This window comes from Stenotrophomonas sp. HMSC10F06 (assembly GCF_001807865.1).
Lineage (GTDB): Bacteria > Pseudomonadota > Gammaproteobacteria > Xanthomonadales > Xanthomonadaceae > Stenotrophomonas > Stenotrophomonas bentonitica_A.
In genome coordinates, this window is the sequence record NZ_KV791276.1 from 1 (window position 1) to 17,679 (window position 17,679).

At 60.9% G+C, this 17,679-nt stretch carries 13 protein-coding genes and 2 pseudogenes; 4 read left to right on the plus strand and 11 right to left on the minus strand.

The features are described from left to right. From HMPREF3113_RS18350 to HMPREF3113_RS09335, 10 genes are all read right to left on the minus strand, one after another. The coding region (locus HMPREF3113_RS18350; RefSeq protein WP_139146327.1) for a transposase at positions 1-255 on the minus strand (255 nt) is incomplete at its 3' end. A 112-nt stretch (positions 256-367) separates the two neighbouring features. After that, positions 368-1,093: a response regulator transcription factor gene (locus tag HMPREF3113_RS09295; RefSeq protein ID WP_051176182.1), complete on the minus strand. Its 726-nt coding sequence runs from the start codon at positions 1,091-1,093 to the stop codon at positions 368-370. A 1-nt stretch (position 1,094) separates the two neighbouring features. Further along, the gene (locus HMPREF3113_RS09300) at positions 1,095-3,554 is read right to left on the minus strand and encodes a heavy metal translocating P-type ATPase (protein WP_017354994.1); all 2,460 of its coding nucleotides are present in this window, start codon (positions 3,552-3,554) and stop codon (positions 1,095-1,097) included. Between the two features lie 78 nt (positions 3,555-3,632). Then, positions 3,633-6,869, minus strand: coding sequence for an efflux RND transporter permease subunit (locus HMPREF3113_RS09305; RefSeq protein ID WP_070471847.1), 3,237 nt, complete (start codon positions 6,867-6,869; stop codon positions 3,633-3,635). 15 nt (positions 6,870-6,884) lie between these two features. After that, the gene (locus HMPREF3113_RS09310; protein ID WP_070471848.1) at positions 6,885-8,138 is read right to left on the minus strand and encodes an efflux RND transporter periplasmic adaptor subunit; all 1,254 of its coding nucleotides are present in this window, start codon (positions 8,136-8,138) and stop codon (positions 6,885-6,887) included. Beyond that, entirely contained in the window at positions 8,135-9,388 is a 1,254-nt protein-coding gene (locus tag HMPREF3113_RS09315; RefSeq protein ID WP_070471849.1) for a TolC family protein, read from the minus strand. Before HMPREF3113_RS09315 ends, HMPREF3113_RS09310 begins: the two co-directional genes overlap by 4 nt. A 56-nt stretch (positions 9,389-9,444) precedes the next feature. Beyond that, positions 9,445-9,756, minus strand: coding sequence for a hypothetical protein (locus HMPREF3113_RS09320; protein WP_017354997.1), 312 nt, complete (start codon positions 9,754-9,756; stop codon positions 9,445-9,447). Between the two features lie 141 nt (positions 9,757-9,897). Further along, entirely contained in the window at positions 9,898-10,269 is a 372-nt protein-coding gene (locus HMPREF3113_RS09325; RefSeq protein WP_017354998.1) for a diacylglycerol kinase, read from the minus strand. A 73-nt stretch (positions 10,270-10,342) separates the two neighbouring features. Beyond that, positions 10,343-12,058: a phosphoethanolamine transferase gene (locus HMPREF3113_RS09330; protein WP_017354999.1), complete on the minus strand. Its 1,716-nt coding sequence runs from the start codon at positions 12,056-12,058 to the stop codon at positions 10,343-10,345. A 1,185-nt stretch (positions 12,059-13,243) separates the two neighbouring features. Continuing rightward, positions 13,244-13,861 carry a cation efflux transmembrane domain-containing protein gene (locus HMPREF3113_RS09335; protein ID WP_014159605.1) on the minus strand — a complete coding sequence of 206 codons (618 nt, stop codon included), beginning with the start codon at positions 13,859-13,861 and terminating at the stop codon, positions 13,244-13,246. Positions 13,862-13,966: 105 nt separating this feature from the next. On the opposite strand from HMPREF3113_RS09335, the gene HMPREF3113_RS09340 reads away from it, so the two are divergent. The 4 genes and pseudogenes from HMPREF3113_RS09340 to HMPREF3113_RS09350 all read left to right on the plus strand — a co-directional run bounded on the left by HMPREF3113_RS09340 (position 13,967) and on the right by HMPREF3113_RS09350 (position 17,285). After that, complete coding sequence (locus HMPREF3113_RS09340) at positions 13,967-14,380, plus strand: MerR family transcriptional regulator (RefSeq protein ID WP_014159604.1); 414 nt, start codon at positions 13,967-13,969, stop codon at positions 14,378-14,380. Beyond that, positions 14,377-15,030, plus strand: a pseudogene (locus HMPREF3113_RS18955) (site-specific integrase); the annotation flags it as partial. The gene HMPREF3113_RS09340 and the pseudogene HMPREF3113_RS18955, both read left to right, overlap by 4 nt. A 51-nt stretch (positions 15,031-15,081) precedes the next feature. Beyond that, positions 15,082-16,131 (plus strand): annotated as a pseudogene (locus HMPREF3113_RS18960) (NAD(P)/FAD-dependent oxidoreductase); the annotation flags it as partial. An 86-nt stretch (positions 16,132-16,217) separates the two neighbouring features. Further along, positions 16,218-17,285 (plus strand): 2,3-butanediol dehydrogenase, encoded by a 1,068-nt coding sequence (locus tag HMPREF3113_RS09350; protein ID WP_062607644.1) that lies wholly within the window; start codon positions 16,218-16,220, stop codon positions 17,283-17,285. A gap of 48 nt (positions 17,286-17,333) precedes the next feature. On the opposite strand, the gene HMPREF3113_RS09355 is transcribed toward HMPREF3113_RS09350, so the two are convergent. Beyond that, a partial coding sequence (locus HMPREF3113_RS09355; protein WP_139146328.1) for an IS3 family transposase occupies positions 17,334-17,679 on the minus strand: 346 nt, incomplete at its 5' end.

A 17,679-nucleotide genomic window follows, 5' to 3' on the forward strand; every position in this document is an offset into this window, starting at 1 on the left:
TTCGCGCAAAAAATCCCGCTCCTTGGTGATCCGGGCCAACTCGCGCTTGAGCCGGGCAACTTCCTCGTCACGCGGGCTACCGGTGCCAACAAAGGCGGCTTTTCCCACCGCCTGTGCCTCCCGCTTCCAGCGAGTCAGCAGGCTGTCACGGATGCCCAGCTCACGGGCTACCTGAGCGCAGCTGACACCTGGCCGACTGGCTTGCTCCACCGCACCACGCTTGAACTCGGCACTGAACTTACGACGCTTTGACATGAACACTCCTCATGGCCTGAATCGGCCTTCTTGTAAGTGTCCGTGAAAACGGGGGTGAACCCCCCAAATAGTCAGGCGCTCAAGGTCTGCACTGACGGCTCTGCAGCCATGTCTACGCCTCACCGTCATAGGGCCTCCCTTCCCCGGGGGGGGGCATAGGCCTTGATGGCGGTATCAGTCGATACCCAACCCGCGGCAGCGTCTGGATCATCTTTTCCTCAAACGGACCATCAATGCTTCGCCGCAGGCTGGACATCTGTGATCGCAGAAGATCCCCGTCGGGCAGGTCGTCACCCCAGAGAGTGTGCTCAAGCTGCCGCCTGGTCACAGCGGCAGGACTTGCCCGCATCAGCGCTTCAAGGAGCTTCCTGCAAGCTGGGTACAGATGCAGTCGTTTTCCAGCCCGTGTGGCCTCCAACGTACTCAGGTCCAACGTGAGCTCTCCGATCAGCAGCCGCCTCCTTGTTACGCGTCCCTCCGTACGGGAAACCAACGCCTCTAGGCGAACTTCGAGCTCCGGGAGCTCAAAAGGCTTGGTCACATAGTCATCTGCACCGGAGCGGAAAGCGATGATTTTGTCCGAGAGCGCAACCTTTGCAGCCAACATCACAACAGGAACTGAAACACCGTGATTCAACCGCAGCCTTCTCAGAACCTCCGGGCCTTCCATGCGAGGAAGCATCCAATCAAGAATGACTGCGTCGTAACCATTGGACGCCGCAAAGTGAAGGCCGGCGATGCCGTCCCCGATGGTATCAAGCTGATGCCCTCGGGCCTCGAAGTAGGCCAGAATCTTCAAAGCGACTTCTCGATCGCGCTCAATCACTAGAATTCGCATGTCACGACTGACGGAAGCCAAGGAGCCTCAGCGCATTGAATACAACCAACAAGGTTGAACCTTCATGCACTGCCACAGCCGGTCCAATGCCAAGACCTAGGATGGTCGCAGGAACCAACAACGCTACGACGCCCAGGCTCACATACACGTTCTGACGGATCACCCGTTTCGTGCGTCGACTAAGCGCTACAGAGAATGCAACCTGTCTCAAATCCTCAGACATAAGCGCGACGTCGGCAGTCTCCAGCGCTACGTCCGAAGAGGCGGCACCCATTGCAATTCCGACGCTGGCACTAGCCATTGCGGGTGCGTCATTCACACCGTCGCCGACCATTGCCACTCGCTCCGTCTCCTTCAACTGACGTATTGCCTTCACCTTGTCGTCAGGCATGAGATTTCCCCATGCCTCGTTTAGACCCACGTCCGTTGCCACGGCTTGAGCTACAGTCTGGTGGTCGCCAGAGATCATGATCATTCGTTGGATGCCCAAGCGCCTTAGCTTGTCCAGGGCTTCACGCGCCTCTGGCCGGGGCGTATCCATAAGGCCGATGACACCTAGGTCGCGATCACCTAGGCGAACGGCCATCGTGGTTCTGCCGGCGTTACGGAGCTCCTCAATGGCAGACTCCGCACCCGCGGATAGAGCGCCAATGCCGTCGTTACCGAACATTTCTGCCTTTCCTATCCACACGTCAATGCCGTTCACCTTCGCCTGAACGCCTCTTCCAGCGAAGTTAGCGAGGTCTGTCGCTACCATGACCGGTCCATCGCCCAGGCGAGTATTACCATCTCGAACGATAGCTGCGGCCAAAGGGTGGTCACTTAAAGCCTCGACGGCGACGGCAACGTGAAGCAGTTCCTGCTCTGTCGTTCCCTGCATCACTTTGATGTCGGTAATTCGCGGCTTGCCTTCAGTGAGCGTTCCAGTCTTGTCGAACGCGATGGCGCGGATCATTCCTAGCTCTTCGAGTGGCGCCCCACCTTTGATGAGCACACCACCACGTGCCGCTCTTGCGATGCCCGCCAGAACAGCACTTGGCGTGGCTATGGCCAGTGCACAGGGGCTCGCTGCCACCAAAACTGCCATAGCACGATAGAAGCTGTCACGGAATGGCTCATCAACCACAACCCAGGAGAAAAGGAGGAGCACAGCCAGAATCAACACCGCGGGAACGAATACTCTCTCGAACTTGTCCGTGAAGCGCTGCGTGGGCGACTTCCTAGTCTCAGCCTCACTTACCATCTTGACGACGCGGGCCAGTGCCGATTCGCCTGATCGACGCGTGACTTCAACCTCCAGGGCGCCGGAGCCATTGATAGTGCCGGCGAAAACACGTGACTCCATTACCACCGAATCAGGTCGATCCCGTGCTAGAGCAGCGTCATTGACTGCCAGCTTATCAACCGGGATGCTTTCCCCGGTGACAGGGGCTTGGTCAACGCTGCTAGCCCCTTTGATAACGAATCCGTCCGCCGGCATCCGGTCATTGGGACGTACGACCACCACATCTCCAGGTATCAACGATTCAACCTGGACTTCCACGACCTGCCCATTCCTCAGCACCCTGGCAGTTTCTGGGGCAAGCTTGGCGAGAGCTTCTATCGCACGTTTAGCCCGGCCCATCGCGTAGTGTTCAAGGGCGTGACCGAGACTGAAGAGGAACAGAAGCAAGGCGCCTTCGGCCCATGCGCCGAGCGCGGCTGCGCCTGCCGCTGCAACCAGCATCAGCGTATCGATCTCAAAGCGCTTCAGCTTGATGTTCCCGATCGCCTCGCCAAGCGTGAACCAGCCGCCAAAGACGTAGGCTGCTACGTAAAACGCTGTGGGGATCCAGGGCGTTTGGGTCAACCCAAGCTTTTCAATCGCAAATCCCACGATCAGGAGCAGGCCGCAAGCAAGTGAGAAGATCAGCTCACTATTGCCACCTAGCGTGCCCCCGTGGGAATGACCGGGGTCCTGTCGGTCCTTGTGATCGTGTCCTTCGTGCTGATCCTTCAAATCTCCCCTCGGACTCGGTGGCTCTTGCGCTACACCCAGCGCCTCAAGCTTCGCTCTCAGCTCCGCCTCGCCTGTCTTGGCTCTCTCGTACTCGATGCTTATGCCACCAGCTGGGCTGGTGGTGGCTTCAATGACGCCTGGTACGGCCTGCACTTGCGCCGCAATTGTCCTTGCCTTTCGTGCGTGAACGGCCGAACCAAGCTCCAAGAAAAGGTGGCCATACCGATCACCCAACTCAATGCCCACGGATGCCGCCACCTCTCGCACTCGCTGAAGCGAGACGATCTCGGGGTCGTAATGAATGCAGAGCGTTCCGAGAGCTTCGTCGCTACCCTCGCGAATGTGCACGCGCGATACTCCCTCCATGTCCTGAAGACCAGCGACCAGCCTCTGGACGCAGCTGTCGTCCCGAGAGACACCTGGGAGTATTACTGGCAGTTCGAGTTCTGTGGTCAGGTTCATTTGTTCCCTCCAACGTCATAAAAATGGAACGGGAAGTCCGGCAGGCAGATGCTCTGCCGGGCCCAAACACTCCATCATTCAGTGGACAGTTTCCGGTTGCCCTTTCGGGCCTGCCTTGGCCAAGCGTCCCGCAAATGTCGGCAGCACAAGAAGTGTTAGCACTGTTGCGGTCAACAGGCCGCCAATGACCACCGTAGCGAGAGGCTTCTGCACCTCAGCACCAGATCCACTCGCAATAGCCATTGGAATGAAGCCAACGATCGCCACCAGCGCGGTGGTCACCACCGCGCGAATTCGGCTGCCGGCACCGTTCATTGCAGCGATCAATGGACTGTCACCTGCATCAAGCCTCTCTCTGATGGCTTGCATGAGCACCAATCCATTCAGGGTCGCAACACCCGATACCGCGATGAATCCGACGGCGGCAGATACCGAGAACGGCATACCACGCACCAGCAACGCGAGAATTCCGCCAACCAGGGCCAGTGGGACGCAGGTGAACACCAGGCCCGCCTCCTTTGCGCTGCCCAATGCCATGAACAGCAGGCTGCCGATCAATAGGAAGACAATCGGAACAACTGTCATGAGTCGCTTTTCAGCCCGCTGCAAGTTCTCGAACTGACCTCCCCACGTCATGTGGGCGCCCGGCGGAAGCTGTACGTCCTTCACCGCCGCCTGGGCCTCTCCAACAAACCCGCCCAAGTCACGACCGCGAACATTTGCCTGCACCACCACACGACGGCTTCCATTGTTTCGACTGATCTGGTTCGGCCCCTCGCTGATCTCAATGCGTGCGACAGAGGAGAGCGGCACGATGCCCCCAGTTGGAGTTGCAATCGGCAGTGACGCGAGCTGATCGGGGTCATTGCGTGCATCGTCGCCGAGGCGCACAACAACATCGAACCGGCGGTCGCCCTCGAAGATCTTGCCTGCCGCAGCGCCGCCAATACCGGTTGAAAGCGCGTCGCTCACGTCCGCTGCCGTGAGGCCATACTGCGCAGCTGCAAGATGATCGATTGCCACATTGAGCGTGGGCAGGCCGGAAATCTGTTCAACACGGACATCCGCTGAGCCCTGGACATTCCTCAGCTTCAGCGCGACCTGATCGGCAACAGCTTGCAGTTGCTCGAAGTTGTCGCCGTAGATCATGACGGCCAGGTCCGTACGCACGCCTGAGATCAGCTCATTGAAGCGCAGCTCGATGGGCTGGCTGAATTCAAAGCTGTTGCCTATCTGCGAGGCGGCGATCTTCTCAAACCTTGCAATCAGATCCTCCTTGCTCAGGGAAGAGTCTGGCCACTCCTTTCTCGGTTTAAGTACGATCACACTGTCGGAGATGTTGGTCGGCATGGGGTCGATAGCTGCTTCTGCAGTACCGGTCCGCGAGAAGACCGTCACAACCTCTGGTTCAGCAGCAATGGCCTTCTCCAGCGCCAATTGCATAGCCAACGATTGCTCAAGCGACGTAGATGGCACACGCAACGCTTGCATAGCGAGATTTCCCTCATCAAGCGTTGGCATGAACTCTCGACCCAGCATCGTAAAGCCGACCACGCCCATCGCGAGCATCAAAATGGCGCCAGCGAACACTGCCTTGGGCCTACGAATCGCCGCTTGGATCGCCGGTTCAATACGGCCGCGCAGGACGCGGATGATGGCAGTCTCATGTTCTTCGTCCTGGTCGCCCTCGTGTCCTTCCTTCTTCGCGTGGAGCTTGGGCTCCCTGACCAACAGGGCAGCCATCGCCGGTACAAAGGTGAACGAGAAGATAAACGCGCCAACGAGGGCGAGCATGAAGGTGGCGGCCATCGGTTGGAACGTCTTGCCCTCCACACCTTCCAGCGTAAGGATCGGTGCGAACACCAACAGGATGATCACCTGGCCGAAGGCTGCAGGGCGCGCCATTTTCCTCGCCGAGTCGGCGGCCACACGCAGTCGCTCCATGGCATTGAGGGGTCGGCCGAGTTCCGCACGCCGCTTGCCAAGCATCAGCAGGGTGGACTCGATCACAATTACCGCGCCATCCACAAGGATGCCGAAGTCCAGCGCACCCAAACTCATGAGGTTGCCGCTGATGCCGAACTTGTTCATGCCGATAACAGCGAAGAGGAACGACAGCGGAATGACCAATGCGGTGATGGCTGCCGCCCGCAGGTTGCCCAGCAGCAGGAACAGCACAACGACGACCAGCAGGGCGCCTTCGGTCAAGTTCTTGGCGACAGTCTTGACGGTGGAGTTAACCAGCACACTACGGTCCAGCACTGGCTCTGCGAAGATATCGGCGGGCAGAGATTCGTTGACCTGTGCCAGGCGCTCAGCTGCAGCTTGAGCGACGGTGCGGCTGTTGCCGCCGGCGATCATCAGTGCCGTGCCCAGTACCGCCTCATGACCATTTCGGCTAGCTGCACCAAGCCGTGGGGCGCGCCCCATACCGACCTCGGCAACATCGGCCACCCGGATGACCACACCGTCCTTGGTGGCCACCGGCGACTGAGCCAAGTCGTCGGTCGTCAGGGCAAGGCCGTCTGCCCTAACGACCAGGCCTTCGCCCGCACGCTGGACGAAACCCGCGCCAGCCTGGACGTTGGAGCGTTCCAGTGCTTGGACCAGATCGGCCAGACCCAGGTTGTATGCCGCCAGTCGAGCGCTGTCGGGGTAGATGCCGTATTCCTTGACGTACCCACCCACCGTATCAACACCGGCCAGGCCGGGGCTGGAGCGCATCTGTGGTGCGATGATCCAGTCCTGGACAGTACGCAGGTACGTTGCGCGCTCCTGGGCGGTTCCAAGACGATCGCCCTCTGGTGTCAGGTAGACCTCACCCTCTTGCCAGCCAGCCTGGCCGGGCTTGGCCAGCTTCTTGGGGTCGAATGGCTTGAAGTCCACCGTCCACATGAGAACCTCGCCCAGCCCGGTTGTAACCGGGGAGAGCATGGGGGACACGCCCTCGGGCAGATCTCCGGCAGCCTCCCGCATCCGCTCTGCCACCTGCTGGCGGGCAAAATAGATGTCGGTCTGATCAGTGAAGATCGCCGTGACCTGAGAGAAGCCATTGCGCGACAGGGAACGAGTTGTATTCAGACCCGGGATGCCGGCCAAGGCCGTCTCCAGAGGATAGGTAACCTGGCGTTCAATCTGCTCCGGTGTGAGGGCAGGTGCAATTGTATTGATCTGAACCTGGCGGTTGGTGATATCTGGTACAGCATCGACTGGCAGCTTGCTCAGTTGGAACAAGCCAAAGCAGGCGATCAATGCAGCCAGAAACACCACGAGCCAGCGGAACTTGACCGCTGCTTCAATGATGATCTTGAACATGGTGTATGAGTTCCCTTAGTGGCCGTGCTCGGCTTCGCCCTTGGCCAGTTCGGCCTTGAGCAGGAAGGCATTGGCTCCTACGAGGCGCTCACTACCTGTCAGACCGTTAAGGATTTCGATTCGATTACCTGCACGACGGCCAGCGAGTACCGGCGTTGCCTTAAAGCCTCCCTCGACAGCAACGAACACAACACTTCTGCCATCAACGCTTTGGACCGCATCCGCCGGGACGCTCATGCCTTCAGCTGCGCCATCGGCGATGATTACCGCCGAAACGGGCGAGCCGGCCGGTGGCAACTTCTCCGAAATTGGTTTGGCGCGAATGGTCGCGGTGCCTCCCTGCTGCATCACATTCGCAGCGGCGGCAATCACCTCAGCTTCGAAGCTTCCGCCCGGGCCAGTCACTTCCAGCTTCATTCCGGGCACCGCGAGAGTGGCCAGTGCTGGCGGTGCAGTGAATACGAGTTCATTCATGTCCGGATTGGAAACCTCCGCAACAAGCGTTCCAGCTGAGACGACACCACCGGGCGTCACTTGGACGTTGCCAACCACGCCAGCGACAGGACTGGAGATTGTCACCCGGCCGGAACTGTCCGGAGATCCACTGGCCGCTACCTGTGCACGTGCAGCACTAGCGGCGGCATCAGCGGCCAAAAAGCGCGCGCGCGAGGCCTCCAGCTCCTGGCGAGCCACTACGCCCTGCTCGACAAGAGACTTGTCGCGGCCGTAGGCCAGGCGAATGGCTTCGGCCTCCGCCGCAGCGGCAGTGGCGGCGGCTTTGAAGGTCGCAGCTTCTCCACTGACAATGATCACCAGGGGCTGGTTGCTCTTGACGGCTGTACCCGGCGCAACAAGCACGCGCTCAACGCGGCCGGTGACCGTTGAGGCGATGGCAGCACGCCCCCCGATGGCCGGCTCGACGCGACCTGCAAGGCGGGTCGATGCGCCACCGCCGCGGCCGACAGCCACCACGCCGATGCCAGATGCCTTGATCTGGTCAGGCGTCAGCTTGACTACACCTTCCTCGGACTCCTCTTCGCCATGTTCGCCATCACCATCACCTTCACTGTGCGCCTCGGCGGAGCCCGGCTTTGCGTCAGCTGCGTGATCGTCGTGACCATCATCCTTTCCAGCCGGCTTTTCTGCCTCCGTACCGGTGGATTTGGCATCCTCCTGCGCCCCGCCACTGCATGAGGTCAGCGCGCCGGTCATCATCAAGGTAGCCAGCAGCGTCGCTCCGATGAGCGTCTTGTTTCCGTACTTGTTCATTTTGCCTCCACAAACGGTGCGCGCCCTTCAAGGCGGGCGAGGTCGATTTCTGCTGCCACCCGGCTAAGACGGGCATCCACAGCACTGCCACGCGCAGCGATCAGGGTTGATCGCGTGCTGCGCAGCTCCAATTGCGATATACGACCTGCCTCAAATCCGATGCGGGCCAGCCGATAGGCTTCATCTGCGGCCTGTACGCTTTCATCCGCTGCTCGTACGCGGCTGTTGGATGCCTTGAGACTCGCTACCGCTCCCAAACGGGCCGCCTCACTGTCACGCCTCTGAGCCTCCAGAACCGCTTCGGCAGCACGTTGTTCCGCATAGGCCGCCTGGATCGCACCGCGGTTACGGTCGAATAGGGGAATCGAAAGGCTGATGCCCACGTTGTAGGCCTGGTCGCCTGCTTGGCGGAAGCGCGTCTGAGCCACGGATGCACTCAGTTGTGGCAAGGCACGCTTGCGCTCGACATCGATAAGGCGGCCGGAGGCTTCCGCTTCAGCTTGGGCAATGCGAACGGCAAGCGGGGCGACCTCAATAGCGACTGGGTGAGAGGGCACGCGGTCAAGCAGGCTTTCACCGATGTCGGTCAGCGGGCTGTCCACTAAGGACACCGCGGCTAGGCGAGCAAGCGCCGCATCCCGGTAGGCCTCGGCCTCATCCAGGCTTGCCTTCGCATTGGCGACCTCGCTCCGTGCCTGCACACCGCGCAGGTTGGGCTCACGGCCCGCGCTCACCATCGCAGCTACGGCCTTGGCGTCCTGTTCAATCAAGGCCAATGCCTCGCTGGCCAACTCATATCGGCGCAACGCAGCCTCTGCTTCGGCGTATGTCGCCGCCAGGCGTCCGGCTGCGTCACTGCGCATCAGAGCACCCCGCAAACCTGCAGCGCCTGCCTCCGCACGCGCGGCGCGCACTCGGGCCCCTCGTTGACCCCAGATTTCCAGCGGCTGGGAAAGCGTGACAATGCTGTCAGCGTTGGAAAACCCTTTATAGGGTCCCGTACCGTAGGCATTTTCCGCTTCGATGGAGACCGTCGGATTGGGTAGTGCCCGAGCCTGTTGTACCCTCGCCTCGGCTGCCTCAGCCAGCGCGACGCCTTGGACCGTCGCAGGCATCTGGTCCAAGCGAGAAAGCAACGATTCGTAAGATGGTGCAGTTTGAGCAGCTACATGCCCGGTTGGCACCAACGCCAGCAGAACAGCGACAGCCAACCCGGTCGCTGAAAGCGACCGACCCGTCAAAATCGACATAAAAACTCCCGTAAATTATCTGAGCGAACTACCCGCAAATGCGGGGCAGAGCCAGATCAGATACGGGGGGGGCGCATGGGACCGTCGAGTCGTAGCGCGTAGACGTCCACGTGCTCGGTACTGTGCAGCGAGATCCGGCCATCGGCGAACAGATCGTCGTGACCGGCAGCTGGGAGGCTTGCCGTTGAATGGTGGCAATGCCCATGGCCACAGGCATCGGCACTGGACGAATCCTTGCTCTTGCTCGACTCGGAGTCTGAATCACTTTGCAAGGCGTGCACATCGCCCACGCTGACCGTCGCTTCTTGCGCGCACGCCAATGCCTCGGCCACAGGCACGACCACGAACGCCGCCAAAAGCAGCAGCATCAGGTATATACGAATAGCAGGCAGAGAGCGACGCATTGGGAAAGGTTAGCAACCTCTTTTGGACGGATACAATTACATAAAAACACTACGGTGGCTGTGCTTGAACGCACCCTAGCCCCGTTCAGGTCGGGACCCAGGGAATCAACCCACAAGGATAACGGCCCATGTGAGGGCGACATTGCAAAGAGCCACGAACACAGCGGCCGAACCCATATCTTTAGCGCGACCCGCCAGCTCATGGATCTCTGGGCCATACCGTTCGATAACCGCTTCGATGGCGGAGTTCAGCAGCTCCAAGGCCAGAACAGCCAGCACGCTCCCCATTAGAAGTGCTCGCTCAACCGCTGAGTGGCCCAGCAGAATCGCTGCCGGTAGTGCCACCACGGCCGCGACAACCTCGAGTCGAAACGAGGATTCATGCAGCCAAGCTGATCGTAGTCCTTGGAGGGACCAGCGGAGCGCCTTGAAAACGCGGGCAATGCTCCGCGGACGATGACCGTACATATCTGCCACTGTGTTGCTTCCTTAATTTAGGACCCCAAGAGCCGCTGCTGGGCGCTTCCAGCAGCGTGCTCGTTGTCGCCCGTTATGAAGTGGACCCGGCGTTGATGGAACAACCGGAGAAAAGATTCAGGCTTTCGTCCAACGACTTCGTCCGGACGTTCATGAGGCCGAGTACAGAATGGAAGAGGTTGTCGTGGCTGGCCGGGCGGTTTGATCGGTCCCGGACACATTGAAGGTCCAGGTTGTTGCTGCTCTTCATGCCCTCGGACATCCACATGACCATGGGCACTTTGATCTGAGTGTCGGGAGCAATGGCATAGGGGAGACCGTGGAGATAGACGTTCGCCTCTCCCAGTGACTCACCGTGGTCGGAAACGTAGATCAATCCAGTGTCATGGCTCTGATCCTGCTCAAGCATCCGGATGGTCTTTCCAAGGAAGTCATCTGTCGCAAGGACTGCGTTGTCATACGCATTGACGATCTGCTGGCGCGTGCACTTGCCCAGATCTGCATTGCGGCAGTCAGGCGTGAACTTCCTCAGATCCTCGGGATATCGCTTGTAGTAGCTCGGCCCGTGGTTCCCCAGCTGATGCAGAACGACCACAACATCACCCGGATTGTCATCGATAGCGTCATGCAATCCCCGCAACATGATCTCATCGCGACACGCTTGGTCATCGCACAACCCATCCTTGGTAGGCACGCGGAAGGACTCAAACGCCAGGTCCGCGCAAACCCCCTTGCAACCTGTCTGGTTGTCCCGCCATAACGTCTTGATGCCAGCTCGCTCAAGCACATGGAGCAGCGACTCTGAGCCCCTGATCTTGTCTCGATCGTAGTCTCGCCTTCCATACACCGAGAACATACAAGGCACGGAAACTTCAGTATTTGACCCGCAGGCAGTCACGTCCGAGAAGTTGACGACGTCCAACGCTGCCAACTGTGGCGTTGTCTGTCTGCCGTATCCATTCAAACCCCAGTTCTGCGCACGAACCGTCTCACCTACAACGATGACCAAGAAGTGGGGCTTCGCGCCTGGCGGATGAGGCGTCATCATGGCATCGGGGCCAACCACTTGGATCGGACCGCGCTCCGCACGGGTGTCTTCTCGCACAACCTTCGCAATGGAAGCGATGTAGTTTCCAGGGTTTGCAAGGTATCTGACTTGCTTGTGATTGCGTATGAGTGATGAGAGGTCGTCGAATGACGCAATTGCCGCGCCAACGATTACAACAACCGCCATGCCAAGTAGAAGCACTCTTGCAAGTATCGCCCGCGTCACATTGGAAGAACGTTGGAGCCTTACCATGCATACCGCGATAGCTGGCACGACGCCTTTAATTAGTACCGCAAGAAAGAAGCCCCAGGTCAGCAACTCTCCGGCTTCAGCGCCGTCGGTCTTCAGCACATTTCGTACCATGCTGGCGTCGAAGTAGACGCTGTAATTGTCTGAATAGTAGGCAGCAGTAGCGGACACGACGAGAAGCAATGCAAGAACCGGCTTCACCGTCCATCGAACGCATAGCAATCCGAGAATGAGCACATTCAAGGCAGTGAGGATCGCTCCCGTAGAGATAACAAGTAGCGCACGAGCTGCTCCGTCCGCACCACTCTTCGCAATTACTTCTGCGAAGAACGCGCTGTTGAGAAAGAACGTGAAGTACATCGCCACGATGATAATCAACGTGTTGACGCCCAGCTGCGGGCCGCAGATGGGCTTGCCAAGACGGCCCAGTGGATCTGAGCCTAGGCCCCCGCGCGAACTGCCTCGGTTGAATTCTGTTTTCACGTAATGCATTGGTGATTCCTTTTTATTGACCACCGCGCGCGCCCCTAGCGCACACGGCCGCCATTGCGCGTTCCTAGATGGAAAGCCATCCACACATATGCAACGCCTGACACCAGCGAAGGGGCCAGGACCGCGGTCCGCAGGTTTTGGGTCAGTGACAGCAGTGCAGCCGAGATCCACATGAAGAGACGCTTGTCTGGGTGCAGCTCCGCTCCCCGACGCGGGAACAGCGAGCTTCCGGTTGCCACCATTTGGGTGGCAACCAAGGCAAATCTCGGTTCGTCGACAGGCCCAAAATCGCGCACACCAAGAGATGCGCCGATGGCAAGCACGGAGGTTGCCATCAGTAGTGCCGCTCGATCGCGTGCAGTTCGGAGATTGGTAGATGTTGAGAAGGGCATTCAGGTCGCCTTCTTCAAGGCGGCGCAGTACTGGCCGGCGACTGCACGTGCAGCCACGCGTCGGCCGAGCGCACGGAGCGCCCAGCAACAAGATGTGTTCATAGAAAGACCTACACAAAGGTGATCGCAGAAGGACTGACAGGCGCGTTGCGCCTGTTATGCGATCAAAGCCTGGGAGGTCTAATCAGCGTGTCCGGGATGTGGGACGTCATGGGCTGTTCGTAGAACGTGTGCCCGCCTTCATTTCTTGCGGCTTCGGCACTGGTGAAACCGTTGGACGCCACAAAAGTGCTGCTGTGGTGGCAGTGACCGTGACCACAAGCGGCATGCGCCTTATCGGGGTGGCCATCGCCTGGCCCTGCCACTTCCTGGTGTGACTGCTCCTCAGAGAAGCAGACCGAAGCATCAACGACAGGCACGATGATCATCACTGCGAGCAGCAGTGCCAGAGCGTAGCGCTTGGCATGGATGACAATGGAAGGCACGTGTGGCTAGGACTGATACATTTGAGGCCGGAAAGATACCTTGGGTCCCGCTCATCAGCAAGCTGACGCTTATTCATCAATCTCGCGGGCTCGAGTGGCCTCTGCGAGTCAGGTGGCCAGGCAAAAGCTGGCGCGGGAAATTGACGGAATCCGGCATCCGAAGAACAGAAAGTTAACGTTTTGCCTGAGCTTCCGCACGGTCACGCAGATTGAGCTGCGACGGATTAGGTCGGGGGCCAGCTGCGCCACGTGACAGTGCCGGGTTCAAGCGCAGCCGCCAGAGTCCGAGCTCAGTCGGCCAAGCCTGGTCATGCAGCCGTCTTGCGCGCGTCGGCACCTGCCCGGCGGGCATCACCTAAAATCTCGAAGGCTTCCTTGATCACATACAGGCCGATCAGGGCGCCGATCACGAAATCCGGGTACGGGCTGGCCAGCCACCACACCAACAGACCGGCCAGGATCACCCCAACATTGGCGACCACATCGGCCCGCGTGAACAGCCACGTCGCTCGCAGATGCACTTCGCCGGACTTTAGCGGTGCCAGCATGCGCAGCACCGCCATATTGACCGCCAGCGACAGCAGGGCGGTGCCAATCATCCAGCCGCTGACCGGCTCGGCGCCGTACATCACCCGGCGGCCCACCTCAACCAACACGCCCACACCCAGCACAAGCAGCACGCTGCCGCTGACCCAAGCGGCATTGGCCTTGAAGCGCGCCGTGCGCCCGATAGCGACCAGGCCAATGGCATAGGCGGTGGCATCGGACAGCATGTCCAGAGCGTCGGCCAGCAGGCCAGTGGAATGGGCAATCCAGCCGGCGATGCCGCCGATCACGGCCATCGCCGCGTTCAACGCTAGGGCGATCCAGAGGACGCGCCGCTCCTGCGCATTCTTGGCCTCGTGGTGGCAGCCGCAATCACTCATCGGAACATCTCCAGTCGCAGGGAAGCCGGGCCCGGGCGGGTCGCTGGCATGACACAGCAGGTGAGTGTAAAGTCCGTAGCTACTACGGAGTCAAGCGTACTACGAATGAAAATCAGTGAGGCTGCCGACGCCAGTGGATGCCACCTGGAGACGATCCGCTATTACGAGCGGATCGGCCTGTTGCCGCGCCCGGGGCGCTCGGGCAATGGCTACCGGGTCTATGGCCCGGCCGACATCGAGCGGCTGCGCTTCATTGCGCGCGGCCGGGACCTAGGCTTCAGCCTGGAGGAGGTCCGCAGCCTGCTGCAGCTGGCCGGCGATGAGGAGCTTTCGTGCGGGGACGTGGACCGGCTGGCACGCAGCCATCTGACCGACGTGCGGGCGCGCATGGCCGACCTGGAGCGCATGGCCACCGAGTTGGAACGGGTGATTGCCAGTTGCCACGGTGGGCAGCGGGCTGAATGCACCATCCTGTCGACCCTGCGGCAGCCGGTCGCTGTGGAGGCCACGCGCCAGTGACCGAACTGGACCGCTACCTCGATGCGGCCACGCGCCAGAACACGGTGCGCAGCTATGCGTCGGCGCTGCGGCACTTCGAGGTTGAATGGCAAGGCCACCTCCCAGCGACACCGGACAGCGTGGCGCGGTACCTGGCCGCGTATGCGCAGACCCTGGCCACCAGCACCCTTCGCCAACGCCTGGCGGCCATCGCCTCTTGGCACCGCGACCACGGCTTTGTCGACCCGACCCGGTCGCCGCTGGTGCGCAAGGTGCTCAAAGGCATCCAGACCCTGCACCCGGGCCAGGTCAAGCAAGCCGCGCCGCTGCAGATTCGGCGGCTGGTCGAGCTCGATGACTGGTTGGCTGCCGCGATCGCGGCGGCGCATGCCCGGGGCGACGGAGCGGCGGCGCTGCGCCATCAACGCGACCGGGCACTGGTGCTGCTCGGATTCTGGCGGGGCTTCCGTGGCGATGAACTGCTGCGTCTGGACGTGGCCCATCTCACGCTGGTGCCGGGACAGGGGATGACCTGTTTCCTGCCGCGCAGCAAGGGCGACCGCCAGGCGGCCGGCGTCACCTATAAGGTGCCGGCGCTGTCGCGGTTGTGTCCGGTGGAGGCGACCCAAGCGTGGCTGCAGGCGGCTGACTTGCAAGAAGGGCCGGTGTTCGCACCCAAGGACAAGATCGGCGACTGGCTGGAGATGTACACCAAGGTCATGGAAGTCAATTACTGGTCTTCCACCAACTGCGTGAAGGCCCGCTACGACGCGGCCCGCAAGGAATGGGAAGTGACGGTGGAGCGCGACGGCGAGACGCTGGTCATCCGGCCGAAGCACCTGGTGTTCGCGACCGGCATGTCCGGCAAGGCCAACGTGCCGAAGATCGAGGGCCAGGACGTCTTCAAGGGCGTGCAGCAGCATTCGTCGCAGCACCCGGGGCCGGATGCCTACCGCGGCAAGAAGGTGGTGGTGATCGGCGCCAACAACTCCGCGCACGACATCTGCGCCGCGCTGTGGGAACACGGCGCCGACGTGACGATGGTGCAGCGCTCCTCCACCCACATCGTGCGCTCGGATTCGCTGATGGACATCGGCCTGGGCGCCCTGTATTCCGAGCGCGCCGTCGCCAACGGCGTGACGACGAAGAAGGCCGACCTGATCTTCGCCTCGCTGCCCTACCGCATCATGGCGGACTTCCAGATCCCGCTGTACGACCGCATCCGCGAGCGCGACGCCGAGTTCTACCGCAAGCTCGAGGAAGCCGGCTTCATGCTCGACTTCGGCGACGACGGCTCGGGCCTGTTCATGAAGTATCTGCGCCGCGCTTCGGGCTACTACATTGATGTCGGCGCCTGCGATCTGGTCATCGACGGCAGCATCAAGCTGCAGTCGGGCAAGGACATCAGCCACCTGACCGAGAACGCCGTGGTGCTGGACGACGGCACCGAATTGCCCGCCGACCTCGTCGTCTATGCCACCGGCTATGGCTCGATGAACGGATGGGTCGCCGATCTGGTCAGCCAGGAAGTGGCCGACAAGGTCGGCAAGGTCTGGGGGCTGGGTTCGGACACGACCAAGGACCCCGGCCCCTGGGAAGGCGAACAGCGCAACATGTGGAAGCCCACGCAGCAGGAAAACATGTGGTTCCACGGCGGCAACCTGCACCAGTCGCGCCACTACTCGCTATACTTGGCGCTGCAGTTGAAAGCGCGCCAGGAAGATCTGCCGGTGCAGGTCTATGGCCTGCAGGAAGTGCATCACCTGCGCTGAGCGGGAGGCTTCCGGAGCGACTCCCCGGCAAGGGGCGAGGCGCTCCGGCAACGACCACAGGAATTCACGAGCACGGAGTCTGACCGATGAAAGCAGCACGTTTTTACGACCGCGGCGACATCCGCATCGAAGACATCCCCGAACCCGTCGTGGCGCCGGGCACCGTAGGCATCGAAGTGGCCTGGTGCGGCATCTGCGGCACCGACCTGCACGAGTTCATGGAAGGGCCGATCTTCATTCCGCCCTGCGGCCATCCGCACCCGATTTCCGGGGAGTCCGCCCCCGTCACCATGGGCCATGAGTTTTCCGGCGTGGTGTATGCCGTCGGCGAAGGCGTGGACGACATCGAAGTCGGCCAGCACGTGGTGGTCGAGCCCTACATCGTGGCCGACGACGTGCCCACGGGGCCGGGCGAGAACTACCACTTGTCGAAAAACATGAACTTCATCGGCCTGGGCGGCCGCGGCGGCGGCCTGTCGGAGAAGATCGCGGTCAAGCGCCGCTGGGTGCACCCGATTTCCAGCGACATCCCACTGGACCAGGCCGCCTTGATCGAACCCTTGTCGGTCGGCCACCACGCCTATACCCGCAGCGGCGCCAAGGCCGGCGACGTGGCCCTGGTCGGCGGCGCCGGCCCGATCGGCCTGCTGCTGTCGGCGATCCTGAAAGCCAAGGGCCTGACCGTCATCATCACCGAGCTGAGCGCCAAGCGGAAAGAGAAAGCCCGCGAATCCGGCGTTGCCGATCACATCCTGGACCCGTCCGAAGTGGATGTGGTGGCGGAAACGATGAAGCTCACCGGCGACAAGGGCGTGGACGTGTCCTTCGAATGCACCAGCGTGAACAAGGTGCTGGACGCCCTGGTGGCCGCGACCAAGCCCACCGGCGTGGTGGTGATCGTGTCGATCTGGAGCCATCCGGCCACCATCAACGTGCACAGCGTGGTGATGAAGGAGCTGGACGTGCGCGGCACCATCGCCTACTGCAACGACCATCGGGAAACCATCAAGCTGGTGGAACAGGGGAAGATCGACCTGGAGCCTTTCATCACCCAGCGCATCCAGCTGGACGACCTGGTTTCACAAGGCTTCGACACCCTGATCCACAACAATGAGTCGGCGGTGAAGATCATCGTTCAGCCGCGATTGAAGTAAGCCGGCCTTTGCTCCCATCCTCCTTTCACCCAATGCTCTCAACGGGTTCTACCCCGAAATCACGGACTGTTTGGAAAGGGCTGAAAACTTCTGATCCTGCTTGACCCGGCGCCGTCGCATCCTGGGGTTGTGGCGGCGCTCGATGTATTCGAACACATCGGACCGGGCGGCATCGAGTGTGGGATACGTTGTGCGATAGATCCGCTCGCGCTTGAGCAATCCGAAAAAGCCCTCGCAGGCTGCATTGTCGCCACAATGCCCCACCGCACTCATCGAGCAAAGCAGGCCATTGGCGGCCAGGTAGCCCTGGTAATCGCCGCTACGAAATTGACTGCCGCGGTCGGAGTGCAGGATCAGCGGATGCCGCTCCTGCCGTTGCCAAACCGCCATCTGC

Bases quoted from the DNA above. Each gene is read 5' to 3' on its own strand.
- HMPREF3113_RS09295 (WP_051176182.1), bottom strand. From the start codon at position 1,093: ATGCGAATTCTAGTGATTGAGCGCGATCGAGAAGTCGCTTTGAAGATT.
- HMPREF3113_RS09300 (WP_017354994.1), bottom strand. From the start codon at position 3,554: ATGAACCTGACCACAGAACTCGAACTGCCAGTAATACTCCCAGGTGTC.
- HMPREF3113_RS09305 (WP_070471847.1), bottom strand. From the start codon at position 6,869: ATGTTCAAGATCATCATTGAAGCAGCGGTCAAGTTCCGCTGGCTCGTG.
- HMPREF3113_RS09310 (WP_070471848.1), bottom strand. From the start codon at position 8,138: ATGAACAAGTACGGAAACAAGACGCTCATCGGAGCGACGCTGCTGGCT.
- HMPREF3113_RS09315 (WP_070471849.1), bottom strand. From the start codon at position 9,388: ATGTCGATTTTGACGGGTCGGTCGCTTTCAGCGACCGGGTTGGCTGTC.
- HMPREF3113_RS09320 (WP_017354997.1), bottom strand. From the start codon at position 9,756: ATGCTGCTGCTTTTGGCGGCGTTCGTGGTCGTGCCTGTGGCCGAGGCA.
- HMPREF3113_RS09330 (WP_017354999.1), bottom strand. From the start codon at position 12,058: ATGCATTACGTGAAAACAGAATTCAACCGAGGCAGTTCGCGCGGGGGC.
- HMPREF3113_RS09335 (WP_014159605.1), bottom strand. From the start codon at position 13,861: ATGAGTGATTGCGGCTGCCACCACGAGGCCAAGAATGCGCAGGAGCGG.
- HMPREF3113_RS09340 (WP_014159604.1), top strand. From the start codon at position 13,967: ATGAAAATCAGTGAGGCTGCCGACGCCAGTGGATGCCACCTGGAGACG.
- HMPREF3113_RS09350 (WP_062607644.1), top strand. From the start codon at position 16,218: ATGAAAGCAGCACGTTTTTACGACCGCGGCGACATCCGCATCGAAGAC.